Source organism: Roseovarius sp. BRH_c41 (genome assembly GCF_000961715.1).
Taxonomy (GTDB): domain Bacteria; phylum Pseudomonadota; class Alphaproteobacteria; order Rhodobacterales; family Rhodobacteraceae; genus Roseovarius.
In genome coordinates, this window is record NZ_LADY01000059.1 from 112,449 (window position 1) to 138,710 (window position 26,262).

27 protein-coding genes are annotated in these 26,262 nt (G+C 60.3%); 22 read left to right on the forward strand and 5 right to left on the reverse strand.

Annotated features, from left to right (window positions below):
• Positions 1 to 61: 61 nt before the first annotated feature.
• Complete coding sequence (locus VR71_RS18330; RefSeq protein ID WP_045686068.1) at positions 62 to 565, forward strand: CoxG family protein; 504 nt, start codon at positions 62 to 64, stop codon at positions 563 to 565.
• 6 nt (positions 566 to 571) lie between these two features.
• On the opposite strand, the gene VR71_RS18335 is transcribed toward VR71_RS18330, so the two are convergent.
• Complete coding sequence (locus VR71_RS18335; protein WP_045686106.1) at positions 572 to 1,288, reverse strand: SGNH/GDSL hydrolase family protein; 717 nt, start codon at positions 1,286 to 1,288, stop codon at positions 572 to 574.
• Between the two features lie 205 nt (positions 1,289 to 1,493).
• On the opposite strand from VR71_RS18335, the gene VR71_RS18340 reads away from it, so the two are divergent.
• The 14 genes from VR71_RS18340 (at position 1,494) to VR71_RS18405 (ending at position 12,805) form a co-directional block, all read left to right on the forward strand.
• The gene (locus VR71_RS18340) at positions 1,494 to 2,423 is read left to right on the forward strand and encodes an ABC transporter ATP-binding protein (RefSeq protein WP_045686107.1); all 930 of its coding nucleotides are present in this window, start codon (positions 1,494 to 1,496) and stop codon (positions 2,421 to 2,423) included.
• Positions 2,420 to 3,181: an ABC transporter permease gene (locus tag VR71_RS18345; protein WP_045686069.1), complete on the forward strand. Its 762-nt coding sequence runs from the start codon at positions 2,420 to 2,422 to the stop codon at positions 3,179 to 3,181. Before VR71_RS18340 ends, VR71_RS18345 begins: the two co-directional genes overlap by 4 nt.
• A gap of 112 nt (positions 3,182 to 3,293) precedes the next feature.
• Entirely contained in the window at positions 3,294 to 4,091 is a 798-nt protein-coding gene (locus tag VR71_RS18350) for a S49 family peptidase (protein ID WP_045686070.1), read from the forward strand.
• A complete protein-coding gene (locus VR71_RS18355) occupies positions 4,072 to 4,263 on the forward strand; it encodes a hypothetical protein (protein ID WP_009816622.1) in 192 nt (63 codons plus the stop codon). The genes VR71_RS18350 and VR71_RS18355 overlap by 20 nt, the downstream gene beginning before the upstream one ends.
• Positions 4,260 to 5,225, forward strand: a complete 966-nt coding sequence (locus VR71_RS18360; protein WP_045686071.1) for a calcium/sodium antiporter — start codon at positions 4,260 to 4,262, stop codon at positions 5,223 to 5,225. Before VR71_RS18355 ends, VR71_RS18360 begins: the two co-directional genes overlap by 4 nt.
• A gap of 13 nt (positions 5,226 to 5,238) precedes the next feature.
• On the forward strand, positions 5,239 to 6,018 hold the full coding sequence (locus tag VR71_RS18365) for an SDR family oxidoreductase (protein ID WP_045686072.1): 780 nt from the start codon (positions 5,239 to 5,241) through the stop codon (positions 6,016 to 6,018).
• A gap of 296 nt (positions 6,019 to 6,314) precedes the next feature.
• Positions 6,315 to 8,183 carry an excinuclease ABC subunit UvrC gene (gene uvrC, locus VR71_RS18370; protein ID WP_045686073.1) on the forward strand — a complete coding sequence of 623 codons (1,869 nt, stop codon included), beginning with the start codon at positions 6,315 to 6,317 and terminating at the stop codon, positions 8,181 to 8,183.
• A 75-nt stretch (positions 8,184 to 8,258) separates the two neighbouring features.
• Positions 8,259 to 8,915: a TetR/AcrR family transcriptional regulator gene (locus VR71_RS18375; protein WP_045686074.1), complete on the forward strand. Its 657-nt coding sequence runs from the start codon at positions 8,259 to 8,261 to the stop codon at positions 8,913 to 8,915.
• Entirely contained in the window at positions 8,912 to 10,216 is a 1,305-nt protein-coding gene (locus tag VR71_RS18380; RefSeq protein WP_045686075.1) for a phenylacetate--CoA ligase family protein, read from the forward strand. Before VR71_RS18375 ends, VR71_RS18380 begins: the two co-directional genes overlap by 4 nt.
• A complete protein-coding gene (locus tag VR71_RS18385) occupies positions 10,213 to 10,974 on the forward strand; it encodes an enoyl-CoA hydratase/isomerase family protein (RefSeq protein ID WP_296430568.1) in 762 nt (253 codons plus the stop codon). Before VR71_RS18380 ends, VR71_RS18385 begins: the two co-directional genes overlap by 4 nt.
• Before the next feature lie 49 nt (positions 10,975 to 11,023).
• On the forward strand, positions 11,024 to 11,689 hold the full coding sequence (gene pgsA / locus VR71_RS18390; protein ID WP_009816615.1) for a CDP-diacylglycerol--glycerol-3-phosphate 3-phosphatidyltransferase: 666 nt from the start codon (positions 11,024 to 11,026) through the stop codon (positions 11,687 to 11,689).
• Positions 11,689 to 11,934 carry a molybdopterin converting factor subunit 1 gene (gene moaD / locus VR71_RS18395; RefSeq protein ID WP_045686076.1) on the forward strand — a complete coding sequence of 82 codons (246 nt, stop codon included), beginning with the start codon at positions 11,689 to 11,691 and terminating at the stop codon, positions 11,932 to 11,934. The genes pgsA and moaD overlap by 1 nt, the downstream gene beginning before the upstream one ends.
• 3 nt (positions 11,935 to 11,937) lie before the next feature.
• Positions 11,938 to 12,381 carry a molybdenum cofactor biosynthesis protein MoaE gene (locus tag VR71_RS18400; protein WP_009816613.1) on the forward strand — a complete coding sequence of 148 codons (444 nt, stop codon included), beginning with the start codon at positions 11,938 to 11,940 and terminating at the stop codon, positions 12,379 to 12,381.
• Between the two features lie 127 nt (positions 12,382 to 12,508).
• On the forward strand, positions 12,509 to 12,805 hold the full coding sequence (locus VR71_RS18405) for an SCP2 sterol-binding domain-containing protein (RefSeq protein ID WP_045686077.1): 297 nt from the start codon (positions 12,509 to 12,511) through the stop codon (positions 12,803 to 12,805).
• A gap of 78 nt (positions 12,806 to 12,883) precedes the next feature.
• Here the strand turns inward: VR71_RS18405 and VR71_RS18410 are convergent, their stop codons facing one another.
• On the reverse strand, positions 12,884 to 13,387 hold the full coding sequence (locus VR71_RS18410) for a hypothetical protein (protein WP_009816610.1): 504 nt from the start codon (positions 13,385 to 13,387) through the stop codon (positions 12,884 to 12,886).
• Between the two features lie 215 nt (positions 13,388 to 13,602).
• Between VR71_RS18410 and VR71_RS18415 the strand changes: the two genes are divergently transcribed.
• Complete coding sequence (locus tag VR71_RS18415; protein ID WP_045686078.1) at positions 13,603 to 14,598, forward strand: asparaginase; 996 nt, start codon at positions 13,603 to 13,605, stop codon at positions 14,596 to 14,598.
• 274 nt (positions 14,599 to 14,872) lie between these two features.
• Positions 14,873 to 15,124, forward strand: coding sequence for an EF-hand domain-containing protein (locus tag VR71_RS18420; protein WP_009816608.1), 252 nt, complete (start codon positions 14,873 to 14,875; stop codon positions 15,122 to 15,124).
• Positions 15,125 to 15,204: 80 nt separating this feature from the next.
• On the opposite strand, the gene serB is transcribed toward VR71_RS18420, so the two are convergent.
• The gene (gene serB / locus VR71_RS18425) at positions 15,205 to 16,071 is read right to left on the reverse strand and encodes a phosphoserine phosphatase SerB (protein WP_045686079.1); all 867 of its coding nucleotides are present in this window, start codon (positions 16,069 to 16,071) and stop codon (positions 15,205 to 15,207) included.
• 158 nt (positions 16,072 to 16,229) lie between these two features.
• Here serB and VR71_RS18430 point away from each other — a divergent pair, with 158 nt between their 5' ends.
• The 5 genes from VR71_RS18430 to VR71_RS18450 all read left to right on the forward strand — a co-directional run bounded on the left by VR71_RS18430 (position 16,230) and on the right by VR71_RS18450 (position 23,382).
• A complete protein-coding gene (locus tag VR71_RS18430) occupies positions 16,230 to 17,384 on the forward strand; it encodes a phosphoserine transaminase (RefSeq protein WP_045686080.1) in 1,155 nt (384 codons plus the stop codon).
• A gap of 86 nt (positions 17,385 to 17,470) precedes the next feature.
• Positions 17,471 to 19,066 (forward strand): phosphoglycerate dehydrogenase, encoded by a 1,596-nt coding sequence (serA, locus tag VR71_RS18435; RefSeq protein ID WP_009816604.1) that lies wholly within the window; start codon positions 17,471 to 17,473, stop codon positions 19,064 to 19,066.
• Between the two features lie 81 nt (positions 19,067 to 19,147).
• The gene (locus VR71_RS18440; protein WP_045686109.1) at positions 19,148 to 19,867 is read left to right on the forward strand and encodes a metallophosphoesterase family protein; all 720 of its coding nucleotides are present in this window, start codon (positions 19,148 to 19,150) and stop codon (positions 19,865 to 19,867) included.
• 90 nt (positions 19,868 to 19,957) lie between these two features.
• Complete coding sequence (locus VR71_RS18445) at positions 19,958 to 21,133, forward strand: acetyl-CoA C-acyltransferase family protein (protein ID WP_045686081.1); 1,176 nt, start codon at positions 19,958 to 19,960, stop codon at positions 21,131 to 21,133.
• A gap of 86 nt (positions 21,134 to 21,219) precedes the next feature.
• The gene (locus VR71_RS18450) at positions 21,220 to 23,382 is read left to right on the forward strand and encodes a response regulator (RefSeq protein WP_045686082.1); all 2,163 of its coding nucleotides are present in this window, start codon (positions 21,220 to 21,222) and stop codon (positions 23,380 to 23,382) included.
• Here VR71_RS18450 and yaaA read toward each other — a convergent pair.
• Positions 23,367 to 24,131, reverse strand: coding sequence for a peroxide stress protein YaaA (gene yaaA / locus VR71_RS18455; RefSeq protein WP_045686083.1), 765 nt, complete (start codon positions 24,129 to 24,131; stop codon positions 23,367 to 23,369). The two genes, VR71_RS18450 and yaaA, sit on opposite strands and share 16 nt — an antisense overlap.
• A gap of 32 nt (positions 24,132 to 24,163) precedes the next feature.
• On the reverse strand, positions 24,164 to 26,200 hold the full coding sequence (gene recQ / locus VR71_RS18460; RefSeq protein WP_045686084.1) for a DNA helicase RecQ: 2,037 nt from the start codon (positions 26,198 to 26,200) through the stop codon (positions 24,164 to 24,166).
• Between the last annotated feature and the right edge of the window lie 62 nt (positions 26,201 to 26,262).

Genomic DNA, 26,262 nt, shown 5'->3' on the forward strand with positions numbered 1-26,262 from the left:
TTGGCGCGGCACGGGCGCTGCGCTAGGGTGCAGGCATCACGGACTGGGAGGGGATGACCACATGCAGATGAGTGACGCACGCGACATCAAGGCGGATCGGGCGACGGTCTGGGCCGCCCTGCTCAGCCCCGAGGTGCTCAAGGAATGTGTGCCCGGCGCCCAAGACGTGACAGGCACGCCAGAGGATGGCTTTGAGGCGACCGTTGTGCAAAAGGTCGGGCCGGTCAAGGCCACGTTCAAGGGCATGGTGAAAGTTTCGAACATTGTCGAGATGCAGAGCCTGACCCTGACCGGTGAGGGCAAGGGCGGGGCCGCAGGCTATGCCAAGGGTGGCGCCAATGTGCGGCTGGAGGATAGCGAGACCGGCACGCGGCTGAGCTATGATGTAGAGGCCAGCGTCGGCGGCAAGCTGGCACAATTGGGCAGTCGGTTAGTGGACGGTTTTGCCAAGAAGATGGCGGATCAGTTCTTTGCCCGTCTCGAAGAGGTGCTCGAAGGGCCATCCGAGGATGACCCTGAACCCGAGGCCGAGAAGAAGGGCTGGCTCAAACGGTTGATTAGTTAGCATCGGTCAGTCTGTCATGATCCGGTTATGAGAAACCCGCCCGGGATCATTCTCCACAACGATCCGCGCAATGCGTTGACCGATCATGCGGCTGGCCTTGAACGAGGGATGAATAAGGTCGATGGCGTGATAAGAGCGGTCGCCATGGGGCACCATATCCGCCAGTGGCAGGAAGTAAACGCCCCGGTCCAGCCCCGCGAGAAGGGCCACGCGACGATCCATTTCGGCCCCTTCATCGGTGCAATGTTCCACTGGTGATGTGATCCCGGGCGTGCGCAGATAGCCCACATAGATCACCTGTGCGCCGCTCTGACGTAGACGTGAAACAAACCCGGGGATCACGCCGCGCCGCCCGTCGCTGGAAATCAGGCGATCCAGCTTGCCCGCGCAGCGCATGCAACCGCAGCCAAGCCAGAGATCATTGCCGCCGCCATTCAGCACGGCCCAATCCCAATCGCCCTGACGAAATTGCTTGGTAATATTGAGGCCAAGCGCACCGCTGATGGGCAGGCGGTAGAGGAATCTTGCCCCGGCAACCGACATGTCGGTGACGCGCACGCGCAATTCCCGCTCAACCGAGGAAGAGACCGAGCGCCCCAACAGTTTGTGCATCGCCAAGAGAGAATCACCCATCACAAGAATGCGCGGTTCTGCGCGGCTAGGGGTTGGGGTCATCATCATCCCCCATACCAGCAGGCTCAGGGCGAAAATCTGTCTGATCATTCCGTCATCCTCGTGTCCGTCAGGCGCGCCACAGGGCATCTCCGATACTCTAACAGCATGCCGCGAAACTATGAACAAACTCACAAAAACAGACTGTTCTCTGATCGGCAACGCCGCGCATCGGCGCACAGATGCCTATGCGGGGATGCATGTTGCGCTCAGTCACCAGCGGTTTAGGTTCTGCGTACAAAAAAAGGGGGCTGATATGGCGGCAATCGTCAGGGTCGAAGGTCTGACCAAAACCTACAGGGGCGGGTTCACTGCGCTCGACAATGTTACGCTCGCCATCGAAGAGGGTGAGATTCTCGCGCTGCTTGGTCCGAACGGCGCGGGCAAAACAACGCTGATTTCAACGCTGTGCGGAATCACCACGCCCACCGGCGGGCACGCTTCGGTCGGCGGGCATGACATCATCACTGGATATCGCGCCGCGCGGGCGATGATCGGCCTCGTGCCGCAGGAAATCGCGTTGGAGCCGTTTGAAAAGGTAATCAACACCGTCCGGTTTTCGCGCGGCCTATTCGGCAAGCCACGCGACGAAGTGCTGATCGAGAAAATTTTACGGCAACTGTCACTTTGGGACAAACGCAATAATCGGATACGGGAACTGTCAGGCGGTATGAAGCGGCGGGTGCTCATTGCCAAGGCGCTGTGCCACGAACCGCGCGTTCTCTTTCTGGATGAGCCGACGGCGGGCGTCGATGTGGAACTGCGCCGGGACATGTGGGAGGTGGTGCGCGATCTGCAAAAGAGCGGTGTGACCATCATCCTCACCACGCATTATCTGGAAGAGGCCGAGGCAATGGCCGATCGCATCGCGGTCATCAATCGGGGAGAAATCCTGCTGATTGAGGACAAGACCGCATTGATGCGCCGAATGGGCAGCAAGTCGTTGCGCATTGAGCTCGTGACCTCTCTCGACGCAATCCCTGCGAGCCTTGCGACCTATGATTTGGACCGTGCCGAGGATGGACATTCGCTCATCTACAACTACCAAACGCGTGCGGAGGGCACGGGGATCACCCGGCTCTTGCAGGCATTGGCCGAAGAGGGACTATCGGTGCGTGACATTGAAACGCGGGAGAGCAGCCTCGAAGAAATCTTCGTAGGCCTCGTGCGGGAGGATGCGGCATGAACCTGCATGCGATCCTTGCGATCTACATCTACGAGATGAAACGGTTTTTCCGCACTATTCTTGAGAGTCTGCTGTCACCGGTCATTTCCACCACGCTCTATTTTGTGGTCTTTGGCGCAGCCATTGGGGGCAGAATCGAAGAGGTCGAAGGTGTGAGCTATGCCGCCTTCATCGTGCCGGGTCTTATCATGCTCAGTGTGATGACGCAGGCGATCAGCAATGCGTCTTTCGGAATATATTTCCCGAAGTTCATCGGCACGATTTTTGAGTTGCTGTCGGCCCCGGTCAACTTCCTCGAAATCGTTCTGGGCTATGTTGGGGCCGCTGCCACCAAGGCACTGATGATCGGCGCCGTCATCCTCATCACCGCCAGCATCTTTGTCGAACTCGACATTCAGCATCCGGTAATCATGGTTGTATTTCTGCTGATGATCTGTGTCTCCTTTGCCCTGTTTGGGTTCATCATCGGGATTTGGGCCGAGAACTTTCAGCAATTGCAGCTTATTCCGCTTTTGGTGATCACCCCCTTGGTGTTCCTCGGTGGCGCGTTTTACTCGGTCTCGATGCTGCCGCCTGCGTGGCAGGTCGTTACGCTCTTTAACCCGGTGGTCTATCTCATCTCGGGTTTCCGCTGGTCCTTTTTTGGTGTGGCGGATGTGGGTATTGGCTACAGCCTGCTGGCGGTTGGCCTGTTCTTTGGCCTTTGCCTCGCCGTGGTCTGGCTGATCTTTAAGACCGGATACCGGATTAAATCCTGAGTGGCGCCGCGTGATCTTTTTCACGCGGCGCCGTCTTTATTGCTTCGATGTAGTGGGGTCAGTTGCGCGGCCTGCCTTGTTTGTCTTGGCTCAGCACTCTACATCGGGCTGCATGAGACAATTGATCCCATTTATCAAACGCAAGCCAACCGTAGCTGTCATTCGACTCGCGGGCATGATTGGCTCCGGCTCGCGTGCGCCCCTGAGTGACGAGACCATCGGTCCGGTCATTGAAAAGGCATTCTCGCGCGGCAAGCCGGTGGCGGTGGCGCTGGTGATAAACTCCCCCGGCGGATCGCCGGTGCAATCCTCTTTGATCGCCGCCCGTATCCGGCGGCTCGCCGAGGAAAAGAGCATCCCGGTTCATGCCTTTGTCGAGGATGTTGCGGCCTCGGGCGGCTATTGGCTGGCGGTGGCTGCGGATGATATCTGGGTCGATGCTTCGTCGGTGCTGGGCTCTATCGGGGTGATATCGGCGGGCTTTGGCGCGAACGAGTTTCTGGCCCGACAGGGGGTCGAACGGCGCATCTACACGGCGGGCAAATCCAAGAGCACGCTGGACCCGTTCATGCCGGAAAAGCCCGAGGATGTGACCCGCCTCAAGGGTATTCTGGAGGATATTCATGGAGCCTTCATCACCCATGTGAAGTCCCGGCGCGGAAGCAAGCTGGCGGACGATCCCGATCTCTTCACCGGCGAATTCTGGCTCGGTGCGCGCAGCATAGAATTGGGACTCGCCGATGGAATTGGTCATCTGGTTCCCAAGATGAAAGCGCTTTACGGCGACAAGGTCCGGTTTTCCAAATACGGGCGCAAGCGCGGTCTCTTTCAAAGGTTTGGAGCGTCTCTCACACAGGATGCCCTGTCATTTGTCGAGGAACGGGCAAGCTATGCCCGGTTCGGTCTCTGACGTGTTGGTCAAGATCGTCATATTGTTTCTGGTTGCCATGGGCGTGCTGGCGATGTTTGGGCGCCTACGCTTTCCGGGGCAGAAGCGGCTGAGCGAGGCCAAATGCCCAAAATGCGGCCGCTACCGGATCGGCAAAGGCCCTTGTTCTTGCGAAAAAGGTAAGTTGAAATGATGCCATGGCTCTTATCGGCGCTTGGGCTGGTGATCCTTTTGCTGGCTGGTGACGCCTTGGTCAAAGGCGCGGTGAATCTCAGCCTGCGGGTGGGAATTCCTGCCCTTATCGTCAGCCTCACAGTGGTGGCTTTTGGCACCTCCGCCCCCGAACTTCTGATTTCCGTGAATGCGGTGCTGGATAACAAGCCCGGATTGGCGCTTGGCAATGTTGTGGGATCGAACACCGCCAATATCCTGCTTGTATTGGGAATACCGGCCATTCTCTCGGTTCTCCACACCAGCGGCTGCAGCTGTTCTAAATCCTATCTCCAGATGCTCGCGGCAACTGTGCTCTTCATCCTTCTGGCCTTTCGCGGCACATTTGATTGGATAGCTGCTCTGATCCTTTTGGCCGCCTTGGTGCTCATGTTGACGGACGCGTTTCGTGATACGCTTGCCCATCGCCGTGATGCCGCCATTGCCCCGCTGTCCGATGCAGACCGGATTGAAGATGTGGAAGGTGCCGATCCAAGTATGCCTTGGTGGCAGATCATGACCTTTCTGGTGCTTGGTTTGGTAGGTCTTCCGCTTGGTGCCGACATTCTCGTGGATAATGCCTCGATCATCGCTGAACGCTATGGTGTGAGCGAGGCCGTGATTGGCCTAACGCTGGTCGCGGTGGGGACATCTCTTCCAGAGCTTGCAACCACGGTTATGGCGGCCCTGCGCAAACAGGCGGATGTGGCGCTTGGCAATGTAATCGGCTCGAACATGTTCAACCTCTTGGGGATCATCGGGGTGGCCGCTTTGGTCGGAAACATTCCGGTGGACCCTCAGTTCCTAAGATTTGACCTCTGGGTTATGTTGGGCACAGCTCTCCTGATCATTCCCTTTGTATTCTTCAAGTTCGACATCAATCGTTTTTGGGGCATCGTCTTGACCTTCACCTACGTGGCCTATGTCTCGTTCATCCTGATATGATTGGAGAGACTGAATGACTCGAGCTTTGGTGACGGGTGCAGGCAAACGTCTGGGCCGGGCGATGGCGCTGGAGCTGGCGCGACAAGGTCATGACGTTGCGGTGCATTTTGCCTCTTCGAGCGACGAGGCCGAGGGGGTGGCCAAAGAAATCCGCGCTCTGGGGCGTCGTGCCGTGACACTTCAGGCCGATTTGCTCGAAGAAGCGCAAGTGACGGCGTTGGTGGCCCGTGCCGCCGAGACGCTTGGTGGACCGATCACGACACTGATCAACAACGCCTCAATTTTTGAGTATGACAATATCCAGAGCGCAAGCCGACAGAGCTGGGATCGGCATATGGAGAGCAATCTGCGCGCGCCCTTCGTGCTGACGCAAGAAATGGCTCGACAGGTGCCTGACCCCGTTCCTGATGCGCAGGGTGAGCCGTTGGCGCAGGGTTTGGTGATCAACATGATCGACCAACGTGTGCGCAAACTGACGCCCGAGTTCATGACCTACACCATCGCCAAATTAGGCCTATGGGCCTTTACACAAACCGCCGCACAAGCGCTTGCGCCACGCATTCGTGTCAATGCGATTGGGCCGGGCCCCACGTTGCAGGGCCATCGCCAGAGCGACAGCCATTTTCAGAACCAGCGCCACGCCACCGTTTTGAGGCGCGGCGCGAATGGATCCGACATCACTGGGGCGCTCGCCTATTTCCTCAATGCGCCGGCTGTGACTGGTCAATTGCTGTGTGTGGATGGGGGTCAGCACCTTGGCTGGCAGACCCCGGATGTCCTTGGTGTAGAATAAAGGACCCGTCCTGCCGGAAAAGTTTTGCACTGGTCACCGGCCCGTCACGTGGCCGTTACAAAAATGCTAATGTTATCAGTGTTTTGTTCGCCACCTTTATTTTTTCTGCATAAAATCAAAGCCTTGAGAAACTGCTTAAAAAGTAGGCAACTCAACGAAGCCAGCCGAATTCAAGAGAAATTTCCACTTTACTGAAACTTATCTCCAGACTTATCCACAAGAATCGTGGACAGCTTCTCTCTTGCTCTCGGTTCGGTATCATTGCAGCACTCATTGGGAATCATATCTGGACGACAATGCCTGACACTGACCCCATCACCACTCCGAAAACCGGCTATGAGGTAATCCGCGACTACCTGCGTTCTCTGGATGCCTCACCAGGGGTCTACCGGATGCTCGATGCGCAGGCGCGGGTACTCTATGTCGGCAAGGCGCGCAATCTGCGGGCTCGCGTGTCAAACTATGCCCGCCCTAGTGGACATACGGGACGCATCGCGCGGATGATTTCAGAAACCGCCTCAATGATGTTTCTGACCACCGCGACCGAAACCGAGGCGTTGCTGCTCGAACAGAATCTCATCAAGCAACTCAAGCCGCGCTACAACGTGCTCTTGCGCGATGACAAGAGTTTTCCCAACATCCTTGTCACCGGTCATGATTTTCCGATGATCAAAAAACATCGTGGCGCGAAGCGGGAGAAGGGCTCCTATTATGGCCCTTTCGCCAGCGCGGGCGCGGTCAACCGGACACTCGCCCAGTTGCAGCGCGTATTTCAGTTGCGCAATTGCACCGATGCGATGTTCGAGAGCCGCACGCGCCCCTGCCTGCAACATCAGATCAAACGCTGCACTGCGCCCTGTGTTGGCAAGATCAGCCGCGCCGACTATGCGGTGCAGGTCAGCGATGCCGAACGGTATCTGTCGGGCCGGTCCACTGAAATCCAAGAGAAACTTGCGGCCCAAATGGCCGAGGCCGCCGAGGCGATGGAGTTTGAGCGTGCCGCCGCGTTGCGTGACCGCATCAAGGCGATGACACAGGTGCAGACCGCCCAAGGCATCAATCCCCGCACCGTGGACGAGGCCGATGTGATCGCCCTGCATCTGGAAAACGGGCAGGCCTGTGTGCAGGTGTTCTTTATTCGCGGCGGGCAGAACTGGGGCAATCAGGATTTCTATCCCCGCGTCGGCGTGGATGTCGAAGAGGCCGAGGCGCTCGAGGCCTTTATCGGCCAGTTCTACGATAGCAAGGAACCACCGCGCGGCTTGCTGCTTTCGCATCCGATCGAGGATGCCGATCTGATGCAACAGGCCTTGAGCGACAAGCTCGGTCGCAAGGTGACGCTGACGGTGCCACTGCGTGGGGAGAAGGCCGAATTGATCGACGCCGCGATGCGCAATGCCCGCGAGAGTTTGGCGCGTAAATTGGCCGAGACAGCCACCCAAGGTAAACTGCTGCGCGGCTTGGCGGAGGCGTTTGATTTGGCCGGGCCGCCACAGCGGATCGAGGTCTATGACAACAGTCATATTCAGGGCACCGATGCCGTGGGTGCGATGATTGTCGCAGGCCCCGAAGGCATGATGAAGAACCAGTATCGCAAATTCAACATACGCGGTGACGCCCTCACCCCCGGTGACGATTTCGGGATGATGAAAGAGGTGCTGACTCGCCGCTTCAAGCGCCTTTTGAAAGAGGACCCAGACCGCAGCCAAGGCCAATGGCCCGACCTCTTGCTGATCGACGGCGGGGCGGGGCAAGTGAGCGTCGTGGCCAGTATCATGCGCGAGATGGGGGTCGAGGATATCCCGATGGTGGGCGTCGCCAAGGGCGTGGACCGCGACCACGGTAAAGAGGAGTTTCACCGCATCGGCAAACATCCAATGGCGCTGCGCCATAACGACCCGGTGCTCTATTTCGTGCAGCGTTTGCGTGACGAGGCGCATCGCTTTGCCATCGGCACGCATCGCGCGAAACGCGCCAAGGCGGTGGGGGCCACACCGCTGGATGAGGTGCCGGGCATCGGGGCCGCGCGCAAGCGCGCGCTCTTGGCGCATTTCGGCAGCGCCAAGGCGGTGAGCCGCGCCAATCTGGCCGACCTGCGCGCAGTTGAGGGGGTTTCGGACGCGATGGCGCAGAAACTCTATGATTTCTTCCACGAACGGGGCTGAGCGGGGCAGTGGTAAACCGGGTTGACAGAGCGGGCTCTGAAACTGAATATGACGTCAGTTTCATTTTGAGTCGCCATGCAATCACCCGCCGATCAAACCAGCTATCCCGCGTTCCTTGCCGCGCAGGTCGAGGGCGAGTCCAAGGGCATCCGCACCGCGCAGGCGCTCCGCATCGCGGCCTGCGCACTCTTGGAACACGCGGCGCTCACGGATTTAACCATCACCGCGATCTGCAAGGAGGCGGGCGTCGCCAATGGCACCTTTTACCTCTACTTTCCCGATCAGGCGCATCTGCTCGATGACCTGCTGCAAGGGTTCGCCGCGTTTCTGCAAGCGGGGATGATCCGCGCCAGCCAGACCAGCGCCGAGCGGAGCATGCGCCCCGCGACCGAGGCCTACGCCCGCCTGTTCGAGGCCAATCGCGGGTTGATGAAATGCCTCATCCACCAAGTCGATGCGTTTCCGGCGGCCCGCGCGGCCTTTCATCGCCTCAATCGAGAATGGATCGACACCGTCGTGGCCGCTACCCGCCGCAGGCTGGCGCGCGAGGGGCGCGATACGTTGAGCGACGCCGAACTTACCCGCCGCGCCTATGCGCTGGGCGGCATGACGGATCAGTATTTATCCAGTCTCTATCTCTCGCAGGAGCCGGGGCTGGTTGATGTGTCCGCCGACCGCGCGGCGGTGATTGCCACGCTCACAACCATCTGGGAACGGGGAATGCAGCCATGAGCCCGCTTGACCAAGCCGAATATGCCAGCCTCGAACGCTTTCGCGTGCATCAGGCCGCCGCCTGGGCGGTGCAGAGCGCCCATGTCGCGCGGCGCTCGGAATTCTACCGTGAACTGTGGCAGGGGCAAACGCCCCCCGCCGACCTGCGCGACCTGCCGGACCTGCCCCTGTCGGACAAGGCGCAATTGCGGGTCTCTCAGGCCGATCATCCGCCGTTTGGCAATTACATGGCCGCGCCGCGTCGTGATGCCGTCCGCCTGCACCGCACCTCTGGCACCACGGGGCAGGCGATGAATCTGGCGCTCTCGGCGCGCGATTGCGCGGTGACGGAAACGGTTGGCGGGCGCTGTCAATCCGCCGCTGGCCTTACGCCTGAGGATACCGTGGTGCATTGCCTGAACTATCAGATGTGGATGGGGGGGCTGACCGATCACATGACCTTGCAGGCGACGGGCGCGATGGTGGTGCCCTTTGGTGTGGGATCAACTGAGCTATTGGTACGCACCATTCAGGAGGTGGGGATCACCGCGATTTCCTGCACGCCCTCATATCCATCTGTGTTGGAGCGGGTGATTGCCGAGAAGTTTCCGGGACTTAGGCCACGTGATCTGGGCCTTCGGCTCGGGCTTTTTGGTGGCGAGGCGGGGTTGGACGATCCGGCTTTTCGCGCGCGTCTGCGGGATGTCTGGGGGATGGAGCCGCGCAATGCCAATTACGGCGTCTCGGATGTGTTCTGCAATTTCGCGGCGCAATGCACACAGGACACGCGGCTGCACTACATGGCCGCCGACGTGCTTTACCCTGAACTGATCGACCCTGACACCGGCGCGCCTCTCCCACTTGAGGCGGGGCAGACGGGCGAGTTGGTGCTGACCCATCTCTTGCGCGATTGTCAGCCGCTGGTGCGGTTTCGCAGTGGCGATATCATCGCGGTGGATGAAACCGCGCCGTGCACCTGCGGGCGCACCGGGTTTCGTTTCCGGGTGGTGGGGCGGTCGGATGACATGGTTGTCGTGCGCGGACTCAACCTCTTTCCCACAATGGTTGCGGCGGTCATCAATGAATTCGTCGAGTTATCAGGGGATTACCGGATCACGCTCGATGCGCCGCCGCCTTATGACGCCTTGCCGGTATGTGTGGAACTGGCCAAGGGGCAGGGTGCGTCGGACGGATTGGCCGACGCTATTGCGTCCGAGATCAAGGCCAAACTCGGGGCAACAGCGCGGGTCAAAATCGTGCCACATGGGACATTTCCACTGACCGAGGGCAAGACTAAGCGTGTGGTGAGGTCCCATAAATGACTGATTTTATGTATGAAACTGTGCTTAGCGAAATCTTGGAGGACGGCGTCCGCTGTATCACGCTGAATCGTCCCGGCAGTCTGAATGCGATGAACCGCCGGTTAATCGACGATGTGGCGCGGGCGTTTGAGGATGCGAATGCCGATCCCAAAACACGCGCGATCATTTTTACCGGGGCAGGAAAGGCGTTTTGTGCCGGTGATGATCGGCGCGAACACGTGCATCCGACCTGTGAAGAAGAGGCGCGCGATCTGGTTTGCGCGATCCAGCGTGCCACCTATGCCATTGTTTTAAATAATAAACCTGTCGTCGGCGCGATCAACGGATGGGCCGTGGGAGGGGGGTTCGAGTGGGCAATCAACTGTGACTTTCCGATATGGGCCGAATCGGCGCGTGGGTTCTTTCCCGAAGTGTCGCTCAATGTCTTTGTCACCGGCGGGGTGAGCAGTCTGCTGCCCGCGCTGGTCGGTCTTAACACAGCGCGCGAAATGCTGTTCTTGGGAGGTCGCTACGATGCGACCGAGTTGCGGACGATGGGGGTGGCATGGAAAACCGTTCCAGATCAAGATCTTATGAAACTATCACTGGATACAGCCCGGCGTTTGGCCGCTCTGCCGCCCCTGTCGGTGCGGGCTATGAAACGTGTCTTGAACGCCACTGCATTAACCGATTTGCGCCGCGCGATGGATCTGGAAACAGAGGCGACGATCGCCGGATTCATGGACCCGGAAACCACCCGCAGGCTGAGTGATTTCTAGGTGCCAAGGGCGCTTTCCCTCCGCTCTGTGACAGGATAGAACAGTGGCCATGACGTGGACCTTGCCCAATATCCTGACCACGCTCCGCCTGCTCGCCGCCCCGGCAGTTGCGGTCATGTTTCTATATTTTACAAGACCTTATGCTGATTGGTTTGCCCTGATCCTGTTCGTCAGCGCCGCAATCACCGATTGGTTCGACGGCTATCTGGCGCGCAGCTGGAAGCAAGTGACCAAGCTGGGCACGATGTTGGACCCGATTGCCGATAAGGCGATGGTGGTGATCGCGTTGATGGTGATCGTGGGTTATTCGAGCATGTCGCCATGGTTGGTGCTGCCAGCCACGGTGATTCTCTTTCGCGAAGTTTTTGTGTCCGGCTTGCGAGAATTTTTGGGTGATACTGCCGGGACGCTCAAAGTGACGCAATTGGCCAAGTGGAAAACCACTGCGCAAATGGTTGCAATTGCAGTCTTATTTGCCCAAGGCGTGTTCGAGCACTACTTCGGTATGTCGGTCTTTGGCATGGATGATCAACTGGTGATCTCTATTCTGGATGGGCGTGAAGATGACATTCACGGACTGATGTGGAAATATACCGGCATGGTCTGGGCTGGGCATGTGGGCATCTGGCTATTGTGGTTCGCGGCGGCCTTGACCCTGCTGACGGGGTTTGATTACTTCAATAAATCAATCCCTTATCTAAAGGATGATGCATAATGTATGTGCTCTATTTTGCCTGGGTGCGGGAACGGATCGGCCTTCCGAAAGAGCGGATCGACACGCCGCCTGCGACGGTGATGGATTTGGTTAACGAGTTGCGGGCCCGCGAAGAGCGGTATGAGGCAGCCTTTGCCGATCTGGGCGCGTTGCGCGTGGCGGTGGATCAAGAGTTGAGTGATTTTGACGCCCCTCTTGCTGGAGCGCGGGAAGTGGCGTTTTTCCCACCGATGACAGGGGGTTAGCCTATGGATGTCCGTGTGCAGGAGGCTGCCTTTGATCTCGGTTCCGAAGCCAATGCATTTGTGGCGAAACAATCCGGTATGGGCGCGGTCGTGACCTTTACCGGGATCGTGCGAGACCTCGATGGGGCGCGGTTGAGCACGATGGAAATCGAGCATTATCCCGGCATGACCCAGAAGGCCTTGGATACCATTGCCAATGAGGCCGCAAGTCGTTGGAATCTTGGGGATATTTTGATCATCCATCGCTACGGCATGTTGCATCCCGATGATCTGATCATGATGGTTGCCACCGCAGCGCGGCATCGGGCGGACGCCTTTCAAGCGGCTGAATTTCTTATGGATTTTCTGAAATCCCGCGCGCCGTTCTGGAAGAAGGAAGTGACCGAGGCAGGCACGGATTGGGTTGCCGCGCGGGACGAGGACGAAGACGCGCTGTCACGCTGGTGAGAGGTGTACAGGGCGTACCTTTTGTACGCGGCTATTGTACACAGGGCGACTGACGCGCGGTTCCGCTTGCGTAGGGCGGCGTTCCGGGAAAGATCACCCCCGCGAGTAACCACACAGAGAGCATCCCATGAGCGCGATCATCGACGACTATGTTACCACCCTGACCCCCAAGGCGCGCGGCCGGATCAAGGGGCTGGCCAAGCTGGTGATCACGGATCACGGCAGCGTCATGTTGAGTGAAAAGGGCGCTCAGGCCGGTGATGACGCGGCCGATGTGGTTCTGAGGGCGAGCGATGAGGTCTTTCGCAACATTCTGTCGGGGGAGCAGAATCCGATCATGGCCTATATGTCGGGCAAATTGAAGGTTGAGGGCAATGTGCAACGTGCGCTCAAGGTCAGCGCGATCCTGACGGACGAGGCATAGCGCGGCATACCCGAAGAAAGAAGCGGCGGCACCAATGTGGCCCGCCGCTCTGATCAATGTCCAGAAATCCCGGATCGTTTACTTGCAGCGTTTCTCAGCCTCTTCGACCGCCGCCGTATAGCCCAAGAGCGAGAACGTATCCTTGGTCACTGTGCCGCGCCCGGATCGGGCGGTCAGCACGGCATCGGCCCCGCGCTTCATCGCGGCGAGAACCTTGGCGTCATCGTCGGTGCTGGCAGGCCATGCCCATTCACCTTCGGTGAAAAGCTCGAATTGGCTGCCGCCGATATTGAGGTTGACGGTAGATCCCCCGGCAAAGGGATAGCCGCCCGTAAAGGTGATCTGCCCCTGAACGCCGGCACCGGGGCGGAAAAAGGTCATCAAAAGGACATCGCCCCGCCGAACCGCAACGACGCGCCCGTCTTTGGTGTTGACCGACTCTGTCGGCGCTGACACGGCCCAGCATTCCCGGGGATCGTTATCCTCGAACACGCTCCATGCGGTGCTTGTTGCCACCTGATTGGTGCTTGTGCCCTGCGCCTGCGCAGCGGGTGTGACCAGCATAGCCAGTGCGATGGCCATGCTGCCTGCAATTCGTGATACCATATGTCCAGCCTCCAAGCTGTCCTGAGCCTCAAATTCATGGGTCGCCAGTCACCCTTTACGGGAATATTTTTATATGCGACCAGTCCCGTCTCGACATTGCAATATTAGCCTGAAACAGGCGAGAAGTGAAAGACGCAATTGGCGGATTTTCGCACATCCCGCCCAGACCCTCGTTATGCCGGAGTAAACCAATGAGCCAACCTGTCCCCTTGACCGAAATCTGGCGCGGCCCGATGGCCGAAAGCATGCACTTGGGTCATGCGGTGATTTGTGACGCAGGCGGTTCTATTGTCGAGGCCTGGGGCAATCCCTCTGAGACGATCCTGCCGCGGTCGTCCTCCAAGATGATCCAGGCCCTGCCCTTGATCACCAGCGGTGCGGCGGATGCGCAGGGTCTGACGACTGAGCAACTGGCGCTTGCCTGCGCGTCGCATAACGGGGCGGCGATCCATACAAGCCGTGTCAATCGCTGGCTTGGCGATCTGGGTTTGACCGATGATGATTTCCGCTGTGGCGCGCATGATCCGCAGGACAAGGAGGCGCATAAGGCGCTGCTGTGTTCCGGCACGTCGCCCTGTCAGGTCCATAACAACTGTTCCGGTAAACATGCCGGGTTTCTGACGCTCAACCGACATCTGGGCGGAGGGCCGGACTATATCGCCCCCGATCATCCGGTGCAAAGAGCGGTGCTGGAGGCGTTCGAGACGGTGACGCGGGAAACCTCGCCCTTTTATGGAATTGATGGCTGTTCCGCGCCCAATCATGCCAGCAGCTTGCACGGTATGGCGCGGGCGATGGCGTGGTTTGCCGGGGCCTCTGAGAGTGGGGATGCGGCTGAGCGGGCGGCGGTGCGCCTCTGGCAGGCGATGGTGGCCCATCCTGCGCTTGTGGCCGGGGAGGGGCGGGCCTGCACCGAATTGATGCGGGCCTGTTCCGAGCCTGTGGCGCTCAAGACCGGGGCCGAGGCGTTCTTTATCGCGATCCTGCCGCAGCGCAAGCTGGGCGTGGCGCTCAAGATCGCCGATGGCGGCACGCGCGGGGCGGAATGTGCGATTGCCTCGATCCTTGTACGGTTGGGGGTTCTGGACCCGGCGCATCCAGCCGCGCTCAAGTATCGCAATGCACCGATCGTCAATTGGCGCGGGGTCGAGACAGGTATGATCCGGCCTGCCGCTGCCCTCGCCTGACCCGACTCGGTTCTGGTTCGACTGGAGCCCGTCCGATCCCCGAGTGGCAACCGGTTCGGCGCGGCATTGCTCAAACGGGGTCTGTGCATGCGCCACTTCTCGCCAGCCCTTGGGGAGCGGCGTAGGTCCGCGCATGCAACCCCCTGAGTCTGGCTGAATTTCGCGCCTTTTGGCCCGGTTTCAATCACCCCCGCGACAGCGCGGCAACGTGGTCCCATCTTAGGGTCATGGCGGCGCAACCGCGCCCCCTAAACCTGAAAGAAGGAAGATCGACATGACCAAGGAATTCGTTGCAGCCAGTTTCGCGATTGCCATGAGCCTGCCCGCTGTGGCCCTCGCTGGCGAATTTTCGTCGATGGATGCGGACGGAGATGGCTATGTAACCATGTCCGAGTTCCAGCAGGCGATGCCTGAGGCGACGGCGGATACCTTTACGGCAGCGGATGCCGATGCCGATGGCGCGCTGACCGAAGACGAAATCGCCGCTGCCAAGGATGCGGGCGTATTGCCCGCGACGGAAGGGTGATCGGGGCCTGAGCGCCTCTCCTCTTCCCTTCTCGAGGCGGGGGCCATCAACCCGCCTCGGGATACCCCGGATTTGTTCGATCAGGCAAATTCGTCCCGCACATAGCCTTGGATATAGAGCAGCGCCGTAAGATCTCCGTGATTAATGCGGATGTCACATTCAGCGGCGACGCTCGGCTTGGCATGGAGCGCGACGCCCGCGCCAGCGCGCCCCAGCATACCCAGATCATTGGCCCCATCCCCGACGGCGAGAACGTCGGTTTCGGTGATTCCGAGCCGCGCACTGATCTCTTCCAGCGCCTGCACCTTGGCCGCGCGCCCAAGGATGGGCCGGGCGACATCGCCCAGCAGGCGGCCATTCTCGGCCAAAAGCGTGTTGGCGCGGTTCTCGTCAAATCCGAGATGTCCCGCGACCGATTGGGTGAAGGCGGTAAACCCCCCCGAGACCAGCGCGCAATAGGCTCTGTTGGCGCGCATGGTTGAGACCAAAGCGGCGCCGCCCGGCATATAGGTGATCCGGCTTGTCAGAACGTCCTGGATCACCGTTTCGGGCAGATCGCGGAGGAGCGCCACACGCTCGATCAGCGCGCCCTCGAAATCCAACTCGCCATTCATCGCGCGCGCGGTGATGGCGCGGACATGCGCGCCGACGCCGGCGACCTCGGCCAACTCATCAATGCATTCCTGCTGGATCATGGTGCTGTCCATGTCGGCGAGCAGCATTTTCTTGCGCCGCCCCTCTGTCGGCTGAACCACCAGATCAACGGCTTGGTTTTGCAGTTCGGCCCAGATCTCCCATCGGTTGCCCGGCACCTCGGGCATGTCGAACTCCGCCGCCTCGTCGGGGGCCAGCCAGTGTGCAGAGCCGCCACCCCAAGCGTTGCGCAGCGCCTCGACCAAAGCCGGTTGCAGCGCACCGGGGGCTGCGATCAATGTAGTGGTGAACATGGGGCAGGTTTCCGATCGTAGGCGCGCTGTGTCGCAATTTCTCACTCAAGCGGCGTTCTAGCGTCATTTCTGCACTTGCGAAAGACCCCGGTTGGCCGTAATCCGGTCAGTGGGACACCCCTCCCCAACGAGGGGCGCTTATCTGAGAGGGTAGCTAAATGGCTATTGAAGCACCGGCAACGCGGCCGGAAAATCCGCGTTTTTCGTCTGGCCCTTGTGCCAAGATCCCCACATTCACGCTCGACATGTTGTCTGACGCGCCTTTGGGCCGCAGCCACCGTGCCGCCGGGGGCAAGGCCAAGCTGAAGGCCGCCATCGAGAACACCCGTGCCATTCTGGGCGTGCCTGCCGATTACAAGATCGGTATCGTGCCCGCCTCTGACACGGGTGCCGTGGAAATGGCGATGTGGAACCTGCTGGGCGCGCGCCCCGTCGAGATGTTGGCCTGGGAAAGCTTTGGCGCAGGCTGGGTCACCGATGCGGTCAAGCAACTCAAACTCGACGCTGTGGTGAAAACGGCTGAGTATGGTCAGATCGTTGATCTGGCATCGGTCGATACCGACAAGGATGTTGTGTTTACATGGAACGGCACCACTTCTGGTGTGCGCGTGCCGAATGGCGACTGGATCAAGACGGATCGTCAGGGTCTCACGATCTGCGATGCGACGAGCGCTGCCTTTGCGCAGGATTTGCCGTGGGACAAGCTCGATGTGACGACATTTTCCTGGCAGAAAGTGCTGGGCGGCGAGGCGGCGCATGGCATGCTGATCCTGAGCCCACGCGCGGTGGAACGGCTGGAGAGCTATACCCCCGCCTGGCCCCTGCCCAAGATTTTCCGCCTGACCAAAGGCGGCAAGCTGATTGACGGGATTTTCGTGGGCGAGACGATCAACACGCCCTCGATGCTCGCGGTCGAGGATTACCTTGTGGCGCTCGACTGGGCGGCGTCGGTGGGCGGTCTGACGGGCCTGCAAGCGCGCGCCAATGCCAATTTGGCGGCGGTCGAGGATTTCGTGACGCAAAACGATTGGCTGGCATTTCTGGCGACTGATCCGGCGATCCGCTCAAATACGTCGGTCTGCCTCACCTTCGAGGATGCCCGGATCAGCGATGGCGCGAGCTTTGCCAAGGCGGTTGCCAAGCGGCTGGAAACGGCAGGTGTCGCCTATGACATCGGCGCCTATCGCGATGCGCCTGCCGGTCTGCGGATCTGGTGCGGTGGCACGGTCGAGACCGCCGATGTAGCGGCGCTGATGCCGTGGATCAAATGGGCGTTCGAGACCGAGATCGCAGCGCTGTCCGTATCGGCGTGATCCCGATTTCTTGAAAAGAAATCGATCCGGACTCTGTTCAAGAGTCCGGGTCTCCCCCTCAAGACTTTCAGTCAAGGAGCCCAGCAATGGCCCCCAAGGTTCTCGTCTCTGACAAACTCTCTGAAACCGCCGTCCAGATCTTTCGCGATCGGGGCATCGAGGTGGATTTCCGCCCCGAACTTGGCAAGGACAAGGATAAACTCGCCGAGGTGATCGGTGAGTATGATGGTCTCGCCATCCGGTCCGCGACCAAGGTCACGGAAAAGATCCTCGCCAATGCGCATAAGCTCAAGGTGATCGCGCGCGCGGGTATCGGCACTGACAATATCGACAAGGAAGCGGCGAGCAAGAAAGGCGTGATCGTGATGAACACGCCCTTTGGCAACATGATCACCACGGCAGAGCATGCCATCGCGATGATGTTCGCTGTGGCGCGGCAACTGCCGGAGGCCTCTGTATCGACCCATGCCGGCAAATGGGAGAAAAACGCCTTTATGGGCGTGGAGCTGTTTAACAAGACGCTTGGCGTTATCGGCGCGGGCAATATCGGCGGCATCGTCTGTGACCGGGCGCGGGGCCTCAAGATGAAGGTGATCGCCTATGATCCCTTTTTGGGACAGGAAAAGGCCGACAAGATGGGCGTGGAAAAGGTCGAGCTTGAGGAATTACTCAAGCGGTCCGATTTCATCACGCTGCATGTGCCGCTGACCGATCAGACCCGCAATATCCTGAGCCGCGAGAACCTAGAGAAAACCAAGAAGGGCGTGCGCGTCATCAATTGCGCGCGTGGCGGTCTGGTGGATGAGCAGGCGCTCGCGGACCTCTTGAAATCCGGCCATGTGGCGGGCGCGGGCTTTGACGTGTTTACCGAGGAACCGGCGGTGGACAACCCGCTCTTTGGTTTGCCCAATGTGGTTTGCACGCCGCATCTGGGGGCCGCCACCACAGAGGCACAGGAAAATGTCGCCCTGCAAGTGGCCGAACAGATGTCCGACTATCTGCTCACAGGGGCTGTGACCAACGCGCTCAACATGCCGTCGGTGACGGCGGAAGAGGCCAAGGTGATGGGGCCGTGGATCAAGCTGGCGGATCATCTGGGCAATTTCATCGGCCAGATGACCGACGAGCCGATCAAGGCGATCAATATCCTCTATGATGGGGTGGTGTCCGAGATGAACCTTGGCGCGCTCACCTCTGCCGCTGTGGCGGGGATCATGAAATGTGTGAACCCCGAGGTCAACATGGTTTCTGCCCCGGTGGTGGCCAAGGAGCGCGGCGTCAAGATCAGCACCACCAAGCAGGACAAATCCGGCGCTTTCGAGGGCTATATCAAGATCACGGTCGTCACGGACAAGCGTGAGCGCTCGATTGGCGGCACCGTGTTCTCGGATGGCAAACCGCGCTTTATCCAGATCAAGGGCATCAATATCGACGCCGAAATCGGTCGTCACATGCTCTATACCACCAATGAGGATGTGCCGGGCATCATCGGCACCTTGGGGATGACCATGGGCGAGAATGGCGTCAACATCGCGAATTTCACCCTTGGCCGGTCGGATGCGGGGGGAGAGGCGATTGCGTTGCTCTATGTTGATGCGCCAGTGCCTGAGGCGGCGATCAAGGCGCTGCATGCCACGGGCAAATTCCAGCAGATTCGCGAGTTGAAGTTCGACGTTGCCTAACGCGTGAAACGGGCCGCCCTTTGGGGCGGCTTTTTGCTAATCCTTCTGGACATCCACGGCACGCAGGAGTTCAACGGGACCATGACAGATCCAATCTATGCCATCCCCGATATTCACGGGCAGGACGCCTTGCTTGAGGCCGCGCTCGATCTTGTCGCGCGGGATGGCGGGGCGGAGGCGCGCATCGTTTTCTTGGGGGATTTGGTCGATCGTGGCCCCAATTCCCGTGCCGTGATCGAGCGATTGCGGGTGGCGCAGGCGCAGGGCCGCCCCTGGACCGTGCTGCGCGGCAATCACGATCAGATGTTCATGGATTTCCTCGATACTGGCGTGATCAAGTCACCGCATATCCGTTCTGGCCTGTCCTGGCTGCATCACCGTTTGGGCGGGGCCACGACATTGGCCTCCTACGGCCTTGACGTGACGGAAGACGCGACCGCGTGGGAGGCCGCCCGGCGTGCCGTGCCGCAGGCGCATCGCGACTGGCTGGCGGGTTTGCCGCTCTGGCAAGAGGTGGGCGATTTGCTCTTTGTTCATGCGGGTATCCGGCCCGGCCTTAGCTTGCCCGCCCAAGATCCCGCGGACCTGATGTGGATCAGGGACGGGTTTCTCGACCATGAGGGTGCGCATCCGTGGCTTGTCGTGCATGGGCACACCGCTCTTGAGATGCCCACCCATTTCGGCAACCGCATTGATCTGGATGGTGGTGCCGCCTATGGCCGTCCGCTCTGGCCAGCGGTGTTCGAGGGGCGCGAGGCGTCGCTCTTGACGGAAACGGGCCGGATCGCGCTCTGTCCGTGAGGATTGCGCCGTCTGACGACACGTCCCCGTTGCCATGAACGTGCCGCAGCCGCTAGGCTCGCCGCAATGTAACCCGGGGGGAGGATACCCATGACCGACATCGTGATTCTGGACGGCTGCCGCACGGCGATTGGCACTTTTGGCGGCGCGCTTGCGGGCTCGCCACCCACCACGCTTGGGGCCATCGTGGCGCGCGAGGCCTTGGCGCGGTCCGGTGTCGAGGGCGGGCAGATCGGGCATGTGGTCTTTGGCCATGTCATCAACACCGAACCGCGTGACATGTATGTGAGCCGCGTGGCCGCGATGGAGGCAGGGATTCCGGATACGGCACCGGCGATGAACGTCAACCGCCTCTGCGGTTCGGGGGCGCAGGCCATTGTCTCGGTCGTGCAATCCCTGATGCTGGGCGATGCCGATTTCGGTCTTGCAGGCGGGTCCGAGAACATGAGCCGCTCGCCCTTTATCATCCCCGACCAACGCTGGGGTGCCAAGATGGGTGATGTAAAGACGCTCGACATGATGCTGGGGGCGCTCAACTGTCCCTTTGGCACCGGACATATGGGTGTCACCGCCGAGAATGTCGCGGCGGAACACGGGATCAGCCGTGCGGATCAGGATGCCTTTGCGCTCGAGAGCCAGCGGCGTGCCGGTGCGGCGATCAGCGAGGGGCGGTTCAAATCCCAGATCGTGCCGGTCGAGGTGCGGGTGAAACGCGACATGGTGGCGTTTGACACCGACGAGCATCCCAAGGCGACCACCGCCGAAGCGCTTGCCGGTCTCAAGACCGTGTTCCAGAAGGAGGGCACCGTGACCGCCGGTAATGCCAGCGGCATCAACGATGGTGCCGCCGCCCTTGTGTTGGCGCGCGCCGATGCCGCAGAGGCGGCTGGCCTCAAGCCACGCGCCCGCATCCTTGGCTATGCTCATGCCGGGGTGCGCCCTCAGGTGATGGGTATCGGTCCGGTGCCTGCGGTGGAAAATCTGCTCAAGCGGATCGGTCTGACAGCATCGGATTTCGATCTGGTGGAGTCGAACGAGGCCTTTGCCGCGCAGGCGCTTGCGGTCAACAAGGGGCTTGGTCTTGATCCTGCCCGGGTCAATCCCAATGGGGGGGCCATTGCGCTTGGCCATCCGGTTGGGGCGACGGGTGCTATTCTCACGGTTAAGGCGCTCTATGAGTTGGAGCGGACCGGGGGTAAGCGCGCGATCATTACCATGTGCATTGGTGGCGGTCAGGGGATTGCCTTGGCGATTGAACGGCTCTGAGCCGGTATTTTTTGCGGCCTTAACCGCTTGTTCACGACGATGCCGGATTGTGGGACGATCACGATCCGGCATGTCGGAGCACGGGCATGAGCCTCGCGAATAAACTGGCAGAAGAACGGCGCGCCAGACTGGCCGCTGAACGCCTGCTGGAACAGAAACAGGCCGAATTGCAGGCCGCCAATCGCAAGCTGGGTAAGCATGCGCTTGCCCTGTCGCATGAGATCCATGAGACGCGGGCCGAGGTGCAGACCGTCCGCGACGAGAACCAGCGCGTCAAATCCGATTTGAATGACGCCTATCAAAAGGTCGAGATTGCCGAACGTCGGCTCTGGCATTCGATCGAGACGATTCAGGATGGCTTTGCCTTTTTTGATGCCGACAGCCGGATGATCGCGGCCAACAATGCCTATCTCGCGGTGTTTGACGGGTTGGAAGCCGTCAAGCCCGGCGTGAGCTATATCGAGATCCTGCAATTCATCACAGAAGAGGGGGTCGTCAATATCGGCGCGCTGAAACCGCATGAATGGCGGGAGAAGATGCTGGATCGCTGGCAGAGCTTCGCGCCTGAACCAGAGGTGATCCGGCTCTGGAATGGGCATTATATCAAGCTGATTGATCAGCGTGGACATGGTGGCGATATGGTGAGCCTTGCGCTCAACATCACCGATACGATCCGGCATGAGAAAGAATTGACCGAGGCGCGGCGGCGCGCAGAGGCGGCAAACCGGGCGAAATCATCGTTTCTCGCCAATATGAGCCATGAAATCCGCACGCCGATGAACGGGGTTGTGGGCATGGCAGAACTGTTGTTGGAAACCGATCTGACCGAAGAGCAGCGGCTCTTTGCGTCGACCATCAAGACTTCCGGTGAGGCGCTTTTGGTGATCATCAATGATGTACTGGATTATTCCAAGATCGAGGCCGAAAAGCTGGTGTTGCACGCCGAGCCCTTTGATCTGGAGCGGTGTATTCACGAGCTGGTGACGCTGATGCAGGTCAATGCCCGCGATAAGGGGCTAGAGTTGCTGGTGGATTACGATCTGTTTCTCCCCACGCGGTTCGTGGGTGATCCGGGACGTATCCGGCAGATCATGACAAACCTCCTGGGCAATGCGGTGAAGTTCACGGAATCGGGCCATGTTCTGGTGCGGGTGACGGGCGTTCATCCTGATGCCGAGGGGCGGGCGAGCGTGCATGTGACGGTCGAGGATACCGGCATCGGGATTCCTCCGGATAAGATCGACCATATCTTTGGCGAGTTCAATCAGGTCGATGACGAGCGCAACCGCAAGTTCGAGGGGACCGGCCTTGGCCTTGCCATCTCGCAAAGGCTGATCCGGCTGATGGGCGGCAAGATCTGGGTCGACTCTGAGCCGGGCAAGGGGTCGACATTCGGCTTCTCGGTGTCTTTGCCAGTGGCGGAGATTGGCGAGGTGGATATGCCCAATCTGATCAACGGCCAGTTCAGGGCGCTGATCGTCGAGCCGCAAGCGACAAGCCGGGCCATCCTGGAACGACAATTGGCGCAGTTGGGCGTCGCGGTGGTCAGTTGCCAGAACGCGGCAGAGGCCTTGGTGCAGGTGGGCGCGGGTTTTGATCTGGTGGTGAGTGATCACAATATGGTCGGGATGGACGGGCTGGAGCTGGCCGAGGCGCTGCGCGAGGCAGGGCATGGCATGCCGTTTCTCCTGCTGAGCCACAACACCGGCTATGCCGAACAGGACCCGGCCCGCGTGCATGTGCAGGCGGTGCTGCAAAGGCCTGTGGCGCGGCGGGATCTGTTTGGTGTGCTGGCCGCGTTGATGCCATCAGACCCTGTGCAGGCGCGACCCATGCGGGTGTTGGCGGCTGAGGATAACAGGACCAACCGCCTTGTGTTTTCCAAGATGGTCAGGGGGTTGGATATCGAGTTGAGCTTTGCCGAGAATGGGCGTGAGGCGGTGGAGCTCTATCGCGCGCTCGTGCCGGATGTGGTTTTCATGGACATTTCCATGCCGGAAATGGATGGCAAGGAGGCCACGCGCGCCATTCGCGGGATTGAGGCGCAGAGTGGGCGGCATGTGCCCATCGTGGCGATGACCGCCCATGCGATGACCGGGGATGACGCGGAAATTCTGGCGGCCGGGTTGGATCACTATATGACCAAACCGCTGCGCAAGGAGATGATCCTTGCTCACATCATTGCCGCTTGCCCCAAAGGCGCACGCGCGCCTGAGGGGGCGGTTGAGCCGGTTCAGGCGGTCGGGTGATCGCGCAGGAATACCGGCTGATCGGGTTTTGACAGGCTGGCGTCATGGCGATAGCCACCGCTGTCGAAGTCAAGGATCGCGTCGGGGTCCGTCAGGCGGTGCTGGATGATGAACCGTGCCATCGCCCCGCGCGCCCGTTTCGCGTAAAAGCTGACGATCTTTGGCGTGCCTGCCTTGTCCTCCATGAAGACGGGTGTGACCACGCGCAGGGTCAGCGCAGCGCGATTCACCGCGCCGAAGTATTCCTGGCTGGCACAGTTGATGAGCGTATCGGTGCCAAGCGTTTGGGCCTGCGTATTCAGAGCCTGGGAAATCTGCGCGCCCCAATAGTCATAGAGCGTTTTGCCACGCGCGGTTTTCAACCGGCTGCCCATTTCAAGGCGATACGGCTCTATCGCGTCAAGTGGGCGCAGAACACCGTAGAGTCCGGACAGAATGCGGAAATGCTCCTGCGCCCAGGCCATTTCCTCGGGGTCGAGCGACCCGGCCTCGAGCCCCTGATAGGTGTCGCCAGCAAAGGCAAGCGCGGCGGGTTTTTCCGCCATCTGCCCGAAGTCGGCAAAGCGGTCGACGTTGAGGCGCGCAAGACTCTCGCTGATATGCATCAGGTTTTGCAGGTCGCCCACGTTCAGCCCCTGCGCCACCTGCGCCAACTCCCCGGCCTCGTGGGTGAATTGGGGGCGGGTGGGTATGATCCCCTCGACCGGGGTCATGTCCAATTTCTTGGCAGGGGAGACGACGACGAGCATTCAATGATCCTTTGTGCAGCGCTTTGCGTGATCTAGGACGCGGCGTGCAGAACGTCCAGAAAGGCCGCGCCAAAACGGTCGGCATATTTTTCGCCGAGCAAGCGCTGCATTTCCTGAGGGGTGCGGGGTTTCTGGCTGGCGACTTTGGCGACCAATGACGCAGAGCAACTGAGGGGGCGGTCGATGCCGGTCTCGCCGCGGCTCAGATCGGCCTGTGCCTGCATTAGCCGGTCGTAAACCTCGCCTGCGGTGCTGCCGGCGAGTTTGCGGCGCGTGGGATGCACGGGATCGGCCGCCCCGGTGATCACTTCGAGGAATTCCGCGCCATACCGCTCTAGTTTCTTCGCGCCGACGCCGCTGATCCGGGCCATTTGATCGAGCGTTTCGGGCCGGGTTTCGGCCATCTCGATCAGCGTCCGGTCGTTGAAGACGATATAGGCGGGGACGCTGGCGGCCTCTGCCAGTGCGCGACGCTTGGCCTTGAGGGCCGAGAGGAGTGGCGCGTCTTCGTCTGACACAAGGGCGCGCACGGCGGGGCGCGGGGTGTGGTTGATCGTGTCGCGGCGCAGGGTGACGCTGTCTTCGCCGCGCAGGATCGGGCGGGCGGTCTCTGTCATCACGAGCGCGCCATGGCGTTCGCGATCCGGGCGGATCAGATCGCGCCCCATCATCTGACGAAAGACGCCTTGCCAACCGCGTTTGTCCATGTCGCGCCCGACGCCAAAGGTGGGGAGCGTCTCATGCCCACGTTGGCGTATTTTATCGGTGGCGGTGCCGGTGAGAATGTCGATCAGATGGCTTGCGCCAAAGCTCTCGCCGGTGCGCAGGATCGCCGAGAGCGCCTTGCGCACCGACTCGGTGCCGTCAAAGGTTTCGGGCGGGGTGTCGCAGAGATCGCAATTGCTGCAAGGTGTGGCGGTCTCTCCGAAATAGCGCAAGAGCGTGGCGCGGCGGCATTCCAAGGCCTCGGCCAGACCCAGAAGGGCGTTGAGCCGCCCGTGATCGGCCATGCGCCGGTCGGGCGGGGCCAAGCCTTCGTCGATCTGCGAGCGGCGCAGGCGGATGTCATCGGGGCCAAAGAGCGTCAGCGTTTCGGCAGGCGCGCCATCGCGCCCGGCGCGACCAATTTCCTGATAATAGCCTTCGATGGACTTGGGCAGGTCGGCATGCGCGACCCAGCGGATATCCGGCTTGTCCACGCCCATGCCAAAGGCGACGGTGGCCACGACAATCAGCCCATCCTCGCTGCTGAAGCGCCCTTCGACGACGCGCCGGGCCTCGGCCTCCATCCCGCCGTGATAGGCGCAGGCGGAATGCCCGGCGTCCAAGAGCGCGCGGGCGAGGGTTTCGGTCTTGGCGCGGGTGCCGCAGTAGACGATGCCCGACTGCCCCTTGCGTGCGGCGGCGAAGGCCATGATTTGCGCGCGCGGATTGTCCTTGGAGGCAAAACCCATGTGGATGTTGGGCCGGTCAAAGCCTTGCAAGAAAATCTGCGGTGACTGCCCGTCAAACAGTTTCTCGACGATCTCGTCGCGGGTTTCGGCATCGGCGGTGGCGGTAAAGGCGGCAAGCGGCACGTTGAGCGCGCGCCTGAGTTCTCCGATGCGCAGGTAGTCGGGGCGGAAATCATGGCCCCACTGGCTGACGCAATGGGCCTCATCGACGGCGATGAGGCCCACACCGATGCGGCGCAGCATGCCAAGCGATGACCCCGCCGCAAGCCGTTCCGGTGCGATATAGAGCAGGCGCAGGCGCCCCGCCTCAAGCGCCTGCCAAACCTCGGCGGTTTCTTCCTCGGTGTTGCCGGAGGTGAGGGCACCCGCCTCGACGCCTGCGGCTTTGAGAGCGCGGACCTGATCGCGCATCAGGGCAATGAGGGGGGATATGACAACCGTTACACCCTCGCGCATCAGCGCAGGGATCTGAAAACACAGGGATTTTCCACCCCCCGTGGGCATGATGGCCAGCGTGTTGCAGCCGGTGGCGACGGTGTGAATGATCTCTTCTTGCCCGGGACGAAAGGCATCGAATCCGAACACATCGCGCAAAAGCGTGGCAGCGCCTGGCATGGGAGTTTCCTGTAAGATTTATCTATCTGCTCTTACAGAAAGTTTTTCATACTAAGATTCGG